General features: G+C 41.0%; 10 protein-coding genes. 1 reads left to right on the top strand and 9 read right to left on the bottom strand.

Translation table 11 applies throughout. The annotated features are described in order from the left end of the window. The first annotated feature begins 110 nt into the window (after positions 1 to 110). Positions 111 to 854 (top strand): arylesterase, encoded by a 744-nt coding sequence (locus R2S10_RS02350; protein WP_316838828.1) that lies wholly within the window; start codon positions 111 to 113, stop codon positions 852 to 854. Here R2S10_RS02350 and R2S10_RS02345 read toward each other — a convergent pair. The 9 genes from R2S10_RS02345 to R2S10_RS02305 all read right to left on the bottom strand — a co-directional run bounded on the left by R2S10_RS02345 (position 849) and on the right by R2S10_RS02305 (position 16,337). Next, entirely contained in the window at positions 849 to 2,843 is a 1,995-nt protein-coding gene (locus tag R2S10_RS02345) for a beta-N-acetylhexosaminidase (RefSeq protein WP_316838827.1), read from the bottom strand. The two genes, R2S10_RS02350 and R2S10_RS02345, sit on opposite strands and share 6 nt — an antisense overlap. A gap of 25 nt (positions 2,844 to 2,868) precedes the next feature. After that, positions 2,869 to 4,053 carry an AGE family epimerase/isomerase gene (locus tag R2S10_RS02340; RefSeq protein ID WP_316838826.1) on the bottom strand — a complete coding sequence of 395 codons (1,185 nt, stop codon included), beginning with the start codon at positions 4,051 to 4,053 and terminating at the stop codon, positions 2,869 to 2,871. Between the two features lie 13 nt (positions 4,054 to 4,066). Beyond that, entirely contained in the window at positions 4,067 to 6,163 is a 2,097-nt protein-coding gene (locus R2S10_RS02335) for a GDSL-type esterase/lipase family protein (protein ID WP_316838825.1), read from the bottom strand. A gap of 114 nt (positions 6,164 to 6,277) precedes the next feature. Then, positions 6,278 to 7,840, bottom strand: coding sequence for an exo-alpha-sialidase (locus tag R2S10_RS02330; protein ID WP_316838824.1), 1,563 nt, complete (start codon positions 7,838 to 7,840; stop codon positions 6,278 to 6,280). A 131-nt stretch (positions 7,841 to 7,971) separates the two neighbouring features. Next, the gene (locus R2S10_RS02325; protein ID WP_316838823.1) at positions 7,972 to 9,213 is read right to left on the bottom strand and encodes an MFS transporter; all 1,242 of its coding nucleotides are present in this window, start codon (positions 9,211 to 9,213) and stop codon (positions 7,972 to 7,974) included. A gap of 2 nt (positions 9,214 to 9,215) precedes the next feature. Next, positions 9,216 to 10,355, bottom strand: coding sequence for a galactose oxidase (locus R2S10_RS02320; protein WP_316838822.1), 1,140 nt, complete (start codon positions 10,353 to 10,355; stop codon positions 9,216 to 9,218). A 53-nt stretch (positions 10,356 to 10,408) separates the two neighbouring features. Continuing rightward, on the bottom strand, positions 10,409 to 11,338 hold the full coding sequence (locus tag R2S10_RS02315; protein WP_316838821.1) for a dihydrodipicolinate synthase family protein: 930 nt from the start codon (positions 11,336 to 11,338) through the stop codon (positions 10,409 to 10,411). Between the two features lie 85 nt (positions 11,339 to 11,423). After that, positions 11,424 to 12,992: a SusD family outer membrane lipoprotein NanU gene (gene nanU / locus R2S10_RS02310; RefSeq protein WP_316838820.1), complete on the bottom strand. Its 1,569-nt coding sequence runs from the start codon at positions 12,990 to 12,992 to the stop codon at positions 11,424 to 11,426. 21 nt (positions 12,993 to 13,013) lie between these two features. Further along, positions 13,014 to 16,337, bottom strand: a complete 3,324-nt coding sequence (locus tag R2S10_RS02305; RefSeq protein ID WP_316838819.1) for a TonB-dependent receptor — start codon at positions 16,335 to 16,337, stop codon at positions 13,014 to 13,016. Between the last annotated feature and the right edge of the window lie 80 nt (positions 16,338 to 16,417).

Genomic DNA, 16,417 nt, shown 5'->3' with positions numbered 1-16,417 from the left:
GAATCTGGTTCTACAGCATTGCCGGCCATTTATGAAGGCAATACTGCATTACTGTTAAATATACTTGCTTTAACAAGTATTTAGGATATTTTGATAAATAATAATTAGATATGTTACAGCTTAATTTAAAAGGTTCATGGGCTTCCATGATGGTACTTTCTACAATGGCACTATTGAGTTCTTGTACCGGCGGTCAGGGATCTGGGGCTACGCCACAAGGGGGAAAGGACAGCTCTACTAAAAACACTGCCGTAGTAAGAGAAAACAAACCTGCAGTCAGCAATAAAGAAGAAGATTTGAAAAAGGAAAAAACCATTGTATTTTTTGGAACCAGCTTAACTGCAGGCTATGGCCTGGAGCTGAATGAAGCATTTCCAGCTTTGATACAAGAGAAAATAAAGGAGGCTAAGCTTCCCTACAAAGTGGTCAATGCAGGGTTAAGCGGCGAAACCTCTGCTGCAGGCAATACCAGGATTGATTGGTTGTTAAAACAGCCGATAGATATATTGGTCTTGGAATTAGGGGCAAACGATGGACTTAGAGGCCTTCCTCTATCTGAGACTAAAAGCAATCTTCAGGAAATCACTGATAAAGTAAAGAGAAAGTATCCGGAGGTAAAGATTGTTCTTGCGGGTATGCAGATTCCGCCAAGCATGGGGGCAAAATATGCGAATGAATTCAAATCGCTTTTCCCGGAACTAGCCAGGAAAAACGATATGATATTGGTTCCATTTCTGCTTCAGGGCGTTGGTGGAGTACCAGACCTGAACCAGGGAGACGGGATTCACCCTACTGCTGCCGGACAAAAGATCCTTGCAGAAAATGTATGGGCGAAATTGAAACCCATCTTATAAGGAGGAATCGGCCGAAACGAAAGTAAACATCCACTTCTGTGGGTTTTTCCAATCGGCACCTTTAAAACTGGCAATCGGTAATTTGATCAGTACCTCATTCCAACCTTGCTTTAAGGCGATTTTTGTAGGGGCTCTAAACTCATAACCTTCATCGATCAAGGGAGTTTCCATGTTCCCCGATAACCCCGCCTGTTTCCATACAGGTGGGTCAATCAGGATTCCATTGACATGAACACTGCTTTTACGGCTATCCCAGGTTCCTTTTTCAGGGGAACTTGAAGCATAAGAGCGTGACATATTGTTAAAGCCAATCCAGAAATCTTTGCTTTCATTCTCGTCACTCCATATTTTACGGTAAGCATACCAGGTGGTGTTTTCCTGCGGTTTATCCAGTACACCGGTCACCTGAGGCGTCCACCAATGTCTTAGGACAATCGTGCCGCCCAGAACTTCCATCGCTACCGGCAAACTGTCTTTATTTACATTCTCTAATTCCGGATCAAATGATGCAGTTAAATCTCCTCCATTGGCAAATGGCCCGATCAGCTTCCAGCTCAGGTCCGATTGTGCAACATAAGGAAATGGCAAACGGCTAAAATAACGCTGTTTGTGTAGCAACAGACGCTGTTCAAACTCCGAAAAAGCAAGCGCTTCAGGAGATTCGGGTTGTCCGATTTTAGCCAGCCAACCAGGTATTCCCCCACCTCTCCAGCTGCGTTCAGCGAAAGCAAGAATGGAAGGGTAAACCGGGTTCTGTATTAAAGCATCTTCTGGCTTAGCAACATTACGGTCTGGCCAGTTGCAAATTACACCTCCTAAAGCATTTGAACTACCTTTTTCCAGGTTAGAGATTTTCCTATTGAAGATCGTCACCACGCTCTCCAAGGGATCCATGTGGTTCAGGTAAAGGTGTCTGGAATCTACATACTGAATATTTTTGTTTTTACTCACTTTTGTAGCCCCTTCCATCCATAATTGTCGGATGGTACTCTCTGTGAAGTTCCCTCCTGGCTCCCATCCAATTACTTTTTTACCCAATTGTTCAATCAGCTTCGTCACTTCCGGAAGGAAGTTTACGTTAGTGATTTTAACCTCATCCGCACCAATGTGCAAATAAGGCAGGTTGTAAGTCTTGATGAATTCTCTTATCAGGTTTTTAACGATATTCAAACCGGTATCGCTTTGCATTTCGGTTTTCATGGCTCTTTTAAAAGCGTCGCTATGTCCTGGCATATCAATTTCCGGAACAAGGGTGATGTGGCGCTCTTTACAATAAGCAATCAGGTCTTTCATTTGGGCTACCGAATAAAAGTCGCCTTTGTTGCGCAGCATCGTCTCCGGAGCTGTTAATTGTGGATAAAGCTTACTCTCCAATCTCCATGCAATGTCTTCTGTAGCATGAAAATGAAAAATATTGAGTTTATAAGCAGCCATCACATCAATTTGCTGTTTTAGCATAGCGACCGACTGGAAATTACGCCCAACGTCTACCATATAACCTCTCCATGAAAATGCGGGCCAATCCAGAATCTCGCAGGAACCTGCTTTTTTATCTGCGTCAATCAGTTGTTTTAAGGTTTGTATACCATAAAACACGCCTTTTTTACGAAGGCCTTTAATCACTATTTTAGTAGGGCTAATCGATAAACGGTAAGCCTCTTCTTTAAACTCTGCGTCCAGCATCTCATCCTTATCAAATACAATATAAGGAGAAGCATCTGCAGGCAATTTTCCTATTTTAACCTCTATGCCTTGTACTTTAAGCACTTTTTGTAATAGTTTGGCTTCAGGGATGAAATCATCATTATCTACCACAATTATCTTACAGTTTTCAAAATCAAAAACACCAGTTTCCTTTTCCAGTCGCTGTGGAAGTGGCATTAAAGCAGGCATCGCCCGTTGGTCCTCTTTCAGAGTTGGGACCTGGGCATATAACATATCGATGGAGAGCAACAAAATGATAGGTATTAAAAGGTTTCGGATAAACATAATTATAAATCAGGAATAATAAAACTTATTTCTTGAGGTGTTCAGTTAATAAAGCAGCACAGTACCATTCTTGTCGAGGCAAGTGAAAAGGCCCTTTAAACATATTTCCTTTAGCGGTTTGCGCTAAACTTCCATCTCTATGTAAGTATCCAAACCATTCCCCATTCTTTTTATCATGGAAATGACCGTAAGCATAATCATGCACCATTTTATGCCATTTTGCATATTTTTCATCACCAGTGATGGTATAAGCTAATAATGTAGCAATAATCACCTCATTGTGCGGCCACCAGAACTTCATATCCTGCCAATATTCCTGCACAGGTTTATCATAAACATCTTTGAAATACAGAATGCCACCATGTTCTTTATCCCATCCGCGTTCCCACATATAGTCCAGCATTTTGCAACCCAATGCGATCAGCTTTGGATCGTTATTTCTGTATTTTGCTTCATGAAGAATAAACCATGCACCTTCTATCGCATGACCAGGGTTTAAGGTTCTGCCATCAATATGGTCTACAATACTGCCATCCGGAGCCACTTGTTCCATTACACAACGAATGTCGTCTTTCACAAAATAGGTCTCAATTTCCGCAATCCAGGTATCGATCCATTCATCGCAACGCGGATCTCCGATGGTTTCTCTAAGTTGTTGGGCGGTGTTCATCATGATCATCGGTACGCCAATTCCTTTTGTAGGTCTGGTTCCAGTGAATTTAGGTGCCAATAAGCCCGGTGTAGTTGAGTATTCGATACATTTTCCGAATAGGTACCTGGCCATTTCTGCAGCTGCAGGATCACCACTTGCCTTAGCATAAGCAGCATTGGCAATCACGGCAAAAGTTTCCGAGAAATAATACCTACGTTTTCTGATCGGCTGGCCATCGCGTGTGACATGGAAAAACATCTGCCCATCATCATCAAAGCAATATTTATTCAGGAAATCTATTCCTGATTTTGCCGCAGATAACCATTCTTTTTTCGGTTCAATTGTATTGTACAAGGTCGAAAGCAACCATGCTGCCCTACCTTGGATCCAAACTGCCTTATCATCATCAATCAGGGTTCCGTCCTGATCTCTCATCAGCAGGTATCCGCCAAATTCAGTATCAACAGATCTTGGGAACCAAAAAGGAACTGTATCATTTAAGAGTTGATTATTATAAAATTGTTGTAGTTCGGTCAGGTCTTCTGTAGTGTAATTCATGTCTTTAATGTTTTTAATTGATGGGTAAAGCGAAGGTTGAGGCTGGTAATCCATCTTGATTCACCAGGTTTGCGCGACTAAAAGGCGCATAGCTATACCTTACTTTTCTTATATTTTCTGTCTTTATTGCAGCAGGAATCTGGATTTGAACTTTGTTGTTCAGTATTGTAGCTAGTACAGGGAGAACGCTTCCTTTATCTAAAACCAATTCAAAGCCTTGTAATGCTCCGCCGTCTTTTACTTTTAGTAAGGCGCCTTCTGCAAAAGAAATCTCCAGTACATTCGCCTTGATCAAAGCGCTTTTCACAATCGGACCATCCGCAATGCGGTTTTGATCATAACTATGTTTTAGCGCCTGTAAGGCCAGGCGCTGCCCTATTTCTTTCTTTCGTATTGGATGAACATCCAGAGAATCGCCAAGATCAGAACTCAGCGCCATATAGGCATTGGGCACCTGATATTGAACCTCACGCTGCATATCTCTAAAATACGGCCATGATGGGCGGTTGATGCCGGAAAGCTGTACATAGTAAAATGGGAAATCAATGTTCCATTTCTCGCGCCAGCTTTTGATCAGTACGGGAAAACTATGGGCATAAAATTCCGGGTTTTGAGCATTGCTCTCTCCCTGATACCAGATTACCCCTTTTATTGGAGATCCGATGAGTTGAGCAATACCTGCTTCGTAATTATAAGCAGGCTCATAAGGATGGCGTTGTCTAGGATTAGCCGCATTTTTAAGGTTTAAATTTGCACGGCCCCTTGCCCATTCCTGGATAAAATCTGATTTCCGCCAGTTGGTCAATACATCTACCAATTGAGGATCCTGCTCCATCGTGTAGCGGTCTATCCAGGATTCCAGCGTGGAACCACCAACTGCCATTTGGATCAATCCGATGGGCACTCCTACTTCCTGTACCAATTGCTGACCAAAATAATACCCAATTGCTGAGAATTCTGCGGCATTCCCCGCCATTGCTGTTTCCCAATTTCCAGAGAAATAGTGCAACTGGTTCACCTGAGCTAAGGTGGTACTGTCCCAGGATACTGCATCGGTTTCTGCTGAAGGCTTAAACTTCATCAATCTAAGTTTCGGCTGCGCCGGAAATTCCTTTAATTCTGCTTCGCCGGTAGCAGATTGTTTCAATTTGAAATACATATTTGACTGTCCGGAGCAAAGCCAAACATCTCCTATTAAAATGTCCTTAAAAAGGATTTTCTTTTTCTTATCATTTACCTGCAACTGATAAGGTCCACCATGAGGCATCGCTGGAAACATGACTTTCCATTTGCCATCTTTTCCAGTGATCACCGTTCTCTTGATGTTATTAAACAAAACGGTAACAGGTTGCGCTGCATCTGCAGTTCCATACACAGGAATGGCTTGATCACGTTGTAAGACCATGTGATCGCTAAACAACACCGGCAATTTTAATCCGCCATAATTGCCGCTTAAGTTTTCATACACCGTTTGTGCAATAATCGCTGCACCTTCTTTGTTTGGATGAAGGTTGTCGGCAAATAAATCTGTACGGCTGTTTAAAGGAGTGTTTAAATCAATCAGTTCTGCTTGATTCTCTTTGGCAATCAAAGGAATCTCTTTTTGAATCTGCCAATACCATTCTCGGGTTCCTGATTTAAACCTTGGATGCTCGCTAAAAATTGGTGTCAAGCGACAAACGTATAATTTGATTTTAGGATTGTTCTTTCTTAAGGTATCCAATAACCAGGCATAATCGCGTTGAAATTCATCGCGATATTCCGGCCAGTTTCTAGGATCTGTATCATTTAAACCCAGGTGAACAATGGCGATATCTGCCTGAAAATTAAGGGCAGCAGTAAATTCTTTGGTTTTAAAATAGGGTCTGTGTCCTTTTTTCAATAGCGTAGCACCGCTAAGTCCAAAATTCCCAACTTCATAGGCAGTGCCGAGCAAGCCTTGTAACACCGATGGGTAGGCTTCCTGTGTTGGATCTTTAAGCAAATAACCTGCAGTAACGGAATTTCCGATGCAGGCAACTTTGATCTTTTTAGCCTGTGCGAACAGGTTAAATTGTAAAGAAAGCGACAATAACCAAACGCCCAGGATGATTTTTAATGTGGTTCTCATTCCGTTTTGTTGATTTTCCTGCTGAGGTTGATCAGCCAGGTATTATGAATACAGCAGCCTAAAGCTGCAAATACAAGAATCCAGACAGCATGCCATCTGGATCCTTGATGCTTATTATTTTATAATTTCTTTTACCGGGATACGTACGAAATACAAATCACGTACACCTTCGTATAGCAAACCTAAAGTATGGTCGTCAATTTGAGTCAGTGCCGAATATCCGAAAGAACTTCTATCGTCTACCAATAAACCGGTATCTTCCCATGTTTCTCCAAGATCCAGACTATATTTAATGGTCATATCTTCTCTTTCTGATGAAGAGTTCGGATTACTGAAAAACAACACATCTCTCATTTTTCCTTTTACTTTTACACGGGCTTTTATAAAACTGGCCATGCAAACCGGATCAATCAATGCTTTATAAGAAGTAGGATGTTCATTCCAGGTTTGGCCCATATCAGTAGTGGTAGCTACGCTTCTGAATTTTCCGCGATTATCACGCATGTTCAGCATGATCTTTCCAGCGGTAGTTTCCACCAACTGACTTTCTGTGGTATTGGATTTAGCGCCTACTCCTGCTTTCCAGGTTTTTCCATGATCTTCACTATAAATCAATGTAGAATGCGGCATTTTCTTTTCATCCCAATATTGTGCCGGGAATACAATTTTACCATCAGCCATTGCGATTCCATTTCCTGGGCCAGGGAAGAACAACCTCCAGATTGGATTTTTCACCTGATTGGTGATGCTATATGGTTTTGACCAGGTTAAGCCATCATCAGTACTGCTTACCAAGGCAAACTGCCCGGTTTCTTCTTCAGAAAGACCAGGTCCGGAACCTGCAATCGAGCGGTTTCCTTTACTCCACAATGCAGCTACCCAAATGGTTTTTGTAACCGGGTCGAATAAGATAGATGGATCACCAACGCCATTATTTTCATGAGGAGCGCCCATATCCATAATGATTTTCATCGGCTCCCAGGTTTTACCACCATCGGTACTTCTATTCATACCCACATCGATATTACCGGGTAAATCACCACTATTCTTATAACGTGCATCATAAACAGAAATCAACGTTCCTTTATTGGTCGTAGCAATTCCTGGGATACGGTAAGAATTAACCTCATCATCGTTAGGATTTCTTAAGGCAATCCCTAATCTATTTGCCACTGCAGGGCCTTGAATACTGATTTTATGTTTTGCAGCATTGGCGTCAATTAAATCGGAAACAGTAATTAAAACACGGTCATCGATATCAACTTTCGGTTTTAATGTTGCACTGATCCAGATCACTTGTCTACCTGCTTCTAGTTTCGCATTTAAAGAAATACGGAATTTTTTTCCAGTCACCTGTACAGAACCGATCTTTTTATTTACATCTATTCTCAATTTCTCGGTACTCAAATAAGCTTCCAATGACTGAAGATCGGTTAATCCCTTTTTATTGATGGTACCTAATAGTGCTGCAATGTCTAATCCTTTTTCGGGAACATTCAGTTCTATACGCCATATTGGATTGACCGCCTTTCTGGTTAAGATCGGATTTACAGTTTGTTCGGCTTTGATTTTTAAATCAGCAGCACTGGATTGAACATTCTGACTACTGGCGGTCATCCCAGTAGCTAATAAAAAAAGTGCAAGCGCAGCAGATTTATAGTGTTGTGTCTTCATCATGTGTGTGTTTATCGTTTTAAATAGTTTCGGCTAGTATATTATGTTATTGGCTATTCGTATTCTGTTTCGGCATTTAATTCAAATTGTATTTTTCTATAAGATCAGGGGATCTCAAACATCCCCTGATCCCATTAAGCATCGGCAAAATCGTTTACTACTGGTCTGAGGAAGTAAAGCTGTACAAACAGCGCTACACAAACAATTCCGGCAAGCATGGCAAAATCTTGTCCCAGATGGCCAGCATCGGATGATTTACCCAATAAATCGGTAATAAAGGCGCCAAAAAACACCCCGGTCATATTCATTAAACCATATGCAGTTGCTCTGTATTTTGAGGAAACAAACTGACAAAGGATCGGCATATTATTTGCATCAAACATTCCGAAGCCCAGGCCAAAGCATAACGCTGCACCCAATACATGAAATAAGGAATGTCCGAAGCCTAAAAACAATAAAGAAGGAATGGTTAATGCCAGGCCAATGGCGCTGGTATAAATCCTTCCTTTGATGTTTTTCTGCACCCATCTATCGGAGAGAATTCCACCAAAAATCACCCCTACAAAAGAAGAGAAAGCAATCGTGATGGTAGACAATGGGCCGGCAGTAGCCATAGGAATGTTCAGATTTTGCGCGAAAAGCGTTGGCAACCAGTTTTTTGCGGCCCAACCTGGTAAGCTTGGAACGGCAAAATAAAACAGGATAATCCAGAAAGAGATATTGGTAAACAGAATGGCGAATCCTTTAAAGATGGAAGGTTTAACCTTCATTTTAATCTCATCATCCATTTCTACGCTTTCCGAGGCTTTCTTCTCTCTCAGGAAAAACACCAATACAAAGGCATATAGCACCCCAACAATTCCAAAGGAATGGAAGGTGGCCTGCCATGAAAACTTATCGGCAATGGTTGCACCGAAACCACCTAAAGCCTGGCCCATGTAAAGACCGGTCATGTGAATTCCGATGGCCAGCGACCTGGTTTTCGAAGAGTGGAAATCGGCAATCAGCGACAATCCCGCAGGAATGTACAAGGCTTCACTCACGCCCATCAATGCCCTAAGCCAGTAAATTTGGTTAAAAGTGGTTGCATAACCCATTAAATAAGTCACCAATGACCAAACGAACAAACTGCCTACGATTAGCCATTTCCGATTGAATTTATCGGCAATAATTCCGGATACCGGACTCATAAACCCATAGATCCATAAGAAAATAGCCATCAGGTAACCGAAGTTTGTGGCCGATTGCAGTTCATGAATATCGATCTGCATTGCCGGCTTCATGGTCGACAACATTTGTCGGTCCATATAATTTAATAGTGCCACCACCCACAATAATCCAACCACCACCCAGGCATATCTGTTTGTGTTTTTCATCTCTATTCTTTTATTTTACCCAGTATAATATTTGGTGTTCTGACTCCAGGTTGCACCTCTCCACTGGAAATAATGATCTCATTGTTCCATTTTGTAGCCGTCGCGGTTACTTGTGCTGGAAAAGGCAATTCGCCCAATTTTGTCCAGGTATTTTTTAGTATATCATAACATAAAATTCCTTTGTAAAAGCCTTTATGCTGGATACTCAATTGATTCTTTTCTTTGGTTAGCCTGGCCTTTTCCATAGGATCTTCCGTTTTGGCAATTTTTGAGATATACGTTTCTATCTGATGAAAAGTCTCCCCATTGTCGCCACCAAAAATTAGAATCTGATTTTTACCAACAGCCAAACCTGTTCCAGCAGAGAAGTTCATCACTGCTTTGCCATCCTTGATTGCTGCGGCTTCTTTCCATTCTTGTTTTTCCGGATGATAAACGAACACCGTAGAATGAAGATCGCTAATGCCTGAAGGCGTTTTAGTGCGTCCACCAATCACATAAATCAAGGCTTGTTTTTCCGGGTTTTGCACCACTACCACAGCATTTGCTAATGGAACCGGTAGTTCCGGCAAGACCTTCCATGTGGCATCCGGTAATGATAGATCCAGACTAAAGACAGCTTTTGAACTTGTCTTTTCCTGGTCTCCACCAATGGCATATACCAAATTCCCGATACTTGTTAAAGCAAGGTTTGTTAATGCGATGGGTAAGCTCGCCAGAGGCTTCGCCTGTACACTATGTTTTGATTCATCCCATGTCAACAGGAAAACCTTATTGGATAAGCCTTTTTCATTTTCACCACCAGCGTATACAATTCCATATTTGGTACTGGTATTTCCGCAATAGGCAATCGCCTGTGGCAAAGAAGCTATTTCTTTAGCCCAGGAAAATTCATTTCCTTTTTTCTCCAGGATATGAATCTCATTTGAGTAGTGCTTTTTACCACCTTCCCAGGGTTTTTTATCTGGAAAATTAGCGCCACCTGCTACAATCAGGCGATGCTGAAGCACCGCATTCATTGCACCAGCAAAACCAATCGACGTTTGTCCATCGGGTGTTTGTAATTTAGCTGCAATAGACCATTTGATCTGCTCAGCAGGAGTTTTCTGTGCGAACACGGCTGTTGTTGTTGATGTCAACATAAGGGGAACTGATAGATAAAATAAGTACTTACTCATCGCATTCATTATTAAGGCTAATGAGCTGCTTTTGATTTAAAATTATCGAAACCAACAGCGGCTACATCTTGTTTAAAACTCTCAAATTGTGCTGCGCTCATGTTTTTCACAGGCAACCTAAATTCACCGCAATCTACGCCAACTAATTTTAAATAGGCCTTTCCGGTAGCAATACCACCGTATTTACCTAACAATCTGATCATATCAATTGAAGTTTGTTGTAAAAGCTGTGCTTTTTTCAAATCATTCTTTTCAAAAGCTTCAATCATATCGTAGTATAAAGGAGCAGCATAGTTGAAGGTACTTCCTACCGCACCTTTAGTTCCTAAAACCAATGCAGAAAGCATGTTTTCATCACGTCCCCAAAGCATATCATATTTGCCGTTTTGGAAATGGATACAAGATAAGAAATCCATAAAATCTTCATGCGTATATTTTACCCCAGCGAAATTAGGAATCTTACCGTCGATAGCCTGTAACAGGTCGTACATAGCAAAACCTACCCCTGTCAATACTGGAATATGGTAATAATAGAAAGGCATATCTGGTGCAACAGCAGCAATTTCAGCGCATATGCTAGCTAACACTTCTACGTTTGCCGGTTTAAAGTAAAATGGTGCGGTAAAAGAGATGGCATAAAGGCCGATTTCTTTTGAAAACAAAGCCAGATCTTTACAATCAGCAACGCTGGTTCCACCAAGGAACATCATTACCTTAAAGTCATTGTCGCCACGTGTGCAATCTGCCCATGCTTGTGCCACTTCTTTTTTCTCGGCATTGGTTAAGGATACACCTTCTCCGGTAGATCCGCAAATGAATGCGCCGGTCACTTTGTTGGATTTTAAAAACTGGTAGTAGCTCGGAATCAAGGAAACATTTAGCTGTCCATTTTCATCCATTGGTGTAAATGGTGCAGCAATCAGGCCTTGTAAGTGTTGAATAGTCATTTTATATGTGTTTTAAAAGAATACAAATTAGGAGGATCAAAGGAAGGAGTGTCGGCCCTAAAGCCTCCACTCCTACACCAAAATCTTAAAATTGTGGGTATCCACTGGTTTGAACAAGCGCTCTATTATTGGTTAAAGAAGTACGGTCGATTGGCCAAAGTAGTTTATAGGCGTCGGCAGAGGATAAAGTCGTGTTGGCATAGACATAATTGTCTCCCATACGTCGCAGGTCATACCAGCGTTTTCCTTCTCCGACAAACTCAAACAAGCGTTCTTTTAAAATGGCTTGCTTAATATCTCCGTCACCTGGCATATTCGGGAAGCCCTGAACTGCAGGGTTATAGTTAACACCATATGCTCTTGCCCTTACTGCGTTAATTTCGGCAGCTGGACTTTCACCTAATACTTCCTTAGCTTCTGCAAGTAATAACAGCAGGTCAGCATAACGGTAAATCGGAAAATCGTTGGTATATTTTCTTGTTGCGGCATCTTGTTGTCCCTGGTATTTTTTCAGGAAAGCACCTGCAATTACATAAGTTCCTGGAGTTGGCCTTCTATAAGCAGCCTGAATGGAACCTTCTCTCCGGGTATCATTTGCATCAAACTTTCTGTAAGTAGCAATTTTCACCGGTGCACGTAACAAACCAGCGTAATTGTCAGTGGTTACATTAAATTGCCTGTTAGCCAAAGAGTCGAAATAATTTGCGATTAAGCCTGTTTGGGGTGTAAATGAGCTTGGTATAAATGTCATTTCTGCTTCATTCAATCCATTTCTACTTGCCAGAATGATCTCTTTATTTCCCCTGTTAGTAGTAGAGAAAAGATCCGCAAATGGGGTATTCAAGGCATTAGCAGAGGTTGTTAATAAGCCTAATGCAGGAACACTGGTTTGAATATCTGTTAAGGCATTTTTAGCTATTGTCGCATCTGCAGGCCCACCAGTTCTATGGGCAGTCCACAGGTAAGTATCCGCTTTTAGCATTAAGGTTGCAGATTTAGACCAATAGCCTTTATTGCGTTTAATGGAATAATCAGCACCAAAATTCTCCAGTGACAATTCGATATCCGCTCTAACCAGTTTCAACACATCTGCTGCTGGCGAAGCCGCTTTAGAAAGGTTAAACAGATCCAGGTTACCGGCATCGATAAAATCTGTGATGATCACTACATTTCCCCAGCTGCGGTACAATTGGTAGTAATAAAATGCACGCATTCCATAAGCTATCCCCAATTCATACTTTTTGGTCGCCTCAGTTACCACATTTCCGGTATTGAGTTTATAGATCAACAGATTCAGCTGATTGATATTGCTATAAAAAGTACCAAAAGAATTTACCCCTGCCGCATCTAAAGTGAGCGTTTGCAACCACATGCGCTCCAATCCCTGAGAAGCTTCACCAGTAAAAGAAGCCGTTGTACCCGGATCATTTCCGTAAATATCAGCCCTCAACTCCCCCAGGTACATAAAACTATTATTATGACCACGGAATTTATTATGAATTGCAGATACAAAGGCATCGTATTGATCATTTGTTTTCCAGAAATTCTCATCACTCAGGTTACTGATTGGTTGTAATTCCAGACTTTTTTTGCAGGCGCCAAGGCTCAATACCATTAAGGCTGCTGCGATTATATTTTTATAATTATTTTTCATAGTATTTAATCTTATAGGTGATTAAAAGGAAACTTCTAAACCAAAAACAAAGGATCTTGCAGCAGGATATGCACCTGTATACACACCGGTAAGTCTGTTATTCCCATCTAAAGGTGCTTCCGGAGAAGAGCCAGTAAACTTGGTGATATAGAACAGGTTGGTTCCTGTTGCATACACTCTTGAGTTAGATAAGATCTTAGATTTAGCGATTAATGCTTTTGGGAAAGTATAAGAAAGCGTAACCTCTCTTAGTGCCAGGTAATCTCCTTTTTCATAAAGTCTGGAATTGTTTCCATTAACTACAGTAGCGGCGTTATTTGCTCTGGTGTAATTTTGTTTAGATCCTTGTACCTGATCTGCAAAATATACTTTTGGAATATCCGTCACCGTGTTATCTGGAGTCCAGGATTTAAGCATCAGGTCGGTATAGTTGAAAGTTCCCTGATAGTTTCCAAGCGTACGTGCTAATAAATCATTGTAAACAGTATGACCTACAGCAAACTCGAATCTGGTGTATAAATTGATGCCTTTATAATTTGCGTTGGCATTGAAACCACCAGTCCATTTTGGAGCCATATTACCCAGGTATACCTGATCTCTTGAATCAATAATATCATCACCATTTACATCTAACCAGTTCACATCACCAGGAGTAATTCTACCTGCATCTAATCCAGGACCTGGAGCAGTACCTTTAGGTAAATTTGGTCCGGTTACATTGGCGATCATATCTCTTCTATTGCCAGCAACTCTCTGAATTTCTGCAGCATCTTTAAAGATAGACACCTGTTTGAAACCATAAATATCACCGATAGTCTGGCCTTCCTGATATCCACCAACCCATTTTAACTGGCCTGATGCAGCATCATACACCTGTAATCCACCTTGTCTGTTGTTCTCATTTCCATTGAAAGGAAGTTTCAATATTTTGTTCTTTACAAAACTCGCATTCGCACCCAGGTTTAAAGTAAAACCACCTTCAGTACTTAATACTCTTGCATTCACTGCAAATTCATAACCTTTATTCTGTAATGTACCAGAGTTGGTTGTAATTGGAGGATAACCCACATAATCAGGAAGTGGTAGATCTGTTAGCAGGTCTGAAGTTCTGCGGTCATAATAATCAAATAACAAGGTTACTCTGTCTTTTATTAAACCTAAGTCTAATCCAGCACCTAAGGTTTTGCTTCGCTCCCATCTTAAATCCTGATTTGCCAGTTTATCATGGAAGAAACCTCCAGCACCGTCATAATTTGCCGGAGATGAATATACCCCTTGAACAACATATCTACCCAGGCCTGAAATGTTACCATTTACACCATAACTCAATCTAGGTTTGAAAGTAGAAATGTATTTATCGACACCAGAATTCAGGAAGAAATTCTCTTTTTGAACATTCCATCCTGCAGAAACACCTGGGAAATAACCCCATTTATGTTTGTCTGGTAAGTTGGAGGCACCATCTGCACGAAACACTGCAGTAAATAAATATTTCTGATCAAAATCGTAAGTAAATCTTCCGAAGAATGAATTGATACGATATTCTGATTTCTCACTAAAATTAGCTTTTGCACCATTTACAATTGCTGGAAAAACAGTAGAAGCGTTGATCGTAGGAATCTCATCTGTAGGTGCGTTCTGACCATATAATTGAGAATTTAGTGTTTTAACCTGGAAAGTTTCCACACCTACCATAGCGCCAATATTATGCTGTTTTATAGATTTGTTATAATTAACAAGCCCGTTAAATTGCGTTTGAAAATCTCTTCTTGACCAAAGAATTGCGTCTCTGCTGGCAGAACCTATCGACTGTGGATTGGCGAAAATATTTGCATAGGTCTGAGTTGATTTTTGAAAAGACTCATCTTTTCTATCTAATAAATAAGCGTTAGCGGTAGCTTTAAAATATAAGCCTGGTAACAAATCCCATTTTAGGGCACCGTTTACCACCACTTTATTCACTTCATTCTGACGGTTCAATCTACCTAACCAGTATAATGGATTCCCATCACTGGCACTATTTCCTGGATTTGGTATTGTTTTAGCTTCATCAATCCAAGGGTTAAAAGTTGGCCACAAAGCTAAACTTCTATATAAGGAGTTCACCTCACCACCAATTGTACCCAATTGAGAAGAAGTAGAAAGTGTAGTACCACCGGAAACTTCAATGTTAGACCTCACTTTGTAGGAACCATTAAGGTCTGCAGTATAGCGTTTGTAGCTAGAACCTACAATCACACCATCCTCATTATAGGAATCAAAAGCAGCGAAGAATTTACCTTTATCATTACCACCTGTAGCACTTACATAATGGTCTTTTGTATAGGTGTTTTTAAATACCAGGTCTTCAATTTCACCACCATGATCTTTGTACATCATTTGACCTCCGTAAGGGTCATTTACGATACCCCATCCAGCTGGCAAAACGGTAGTCCCTTCCACGTATTTTCTGATGTCAAAACTAGCAAGATTGGCAGCATCAGGCAGTAAGCCCAATCCTCTTGAATTATTGGCATCTGTAATTGGCTTACCCGAATTTAGGTAACCCAAACGGGTATAATAAATATAATCTTTAGCACCTAAATAGGTATAACCATCTCTTCTAGCATTATACCCCCCGGTAAATTTATAATTGATTTGAGCAACGCCTGCAGCACCGGTTTTGGTGGTAATTAAGATTACCCCATTATTGGCTCTTGCACCGTATATAGCTGTTGAAGCCGCATCTTTCAGTACTTCGATGGATTGGATGTTTTCAGAAGAGATGTCGTTATAATCTCTGATTACTCCATCTACAATCACCAATGGTCCCCCAGGATTGTTGATCGATGCTCCTCCCCTCAAAAACACGGTTGGACCAACACCTGGTTGTCCACTTTTACTAATGGCCTGAATACCGGCAATTGTTCCCTGTAAAGCAGAACCCACATTGGCACGTGGTGCATTTGCCAATACCTCTTTATCCAGCTTTGCGATCGAGTTGGTTACTGTACGTCGGTTTTGCGTACCATAACCTACTACTACAATCTCATCCAGATTAGCCGTTGAAGGCTTCATGACTATTTTTAAATTGGTGTTGTTGCCTACTTTCTGTTCCTGGGTTAAGTACCCTACATAAGTAAACACGAGTATGTCGTTTGAACTCGCATCAATCATGAATCTTCCATTCACATCTGTTTGCGCGCCCGACTTAGTTCCTTTAATTGAAATGCTGACGCTTGGAATCCCCTGTCCGTCATCTTCGCCAGTAACCGTACCGGTTACCTTTTTGTTTTGTGCAAATGCGCCTATAAAGGAGGATAGGCAGCACACTAAAACAATCGTTTTTAGGTAAAACTGTTTCATACTATTAGAGTTTTGGTTAGCATTATGTTATACATAATACTACTAAGTTGAGATAAATATTATTTGAAAGCAAGAATTAT

It is taken from the genome of Pedobacter gandavensis, assembly GCF_032678745.1.
GTDB lineage: Bacteria > Bacteroidota > Bacteroidia > Sphingobacteriales > Sphingobacteriaceae > Pedobacter > Pedobacter gandavensis_C.
This window is presented reverse-complemented; position numbering and strand designations above follow the sequence as displayed.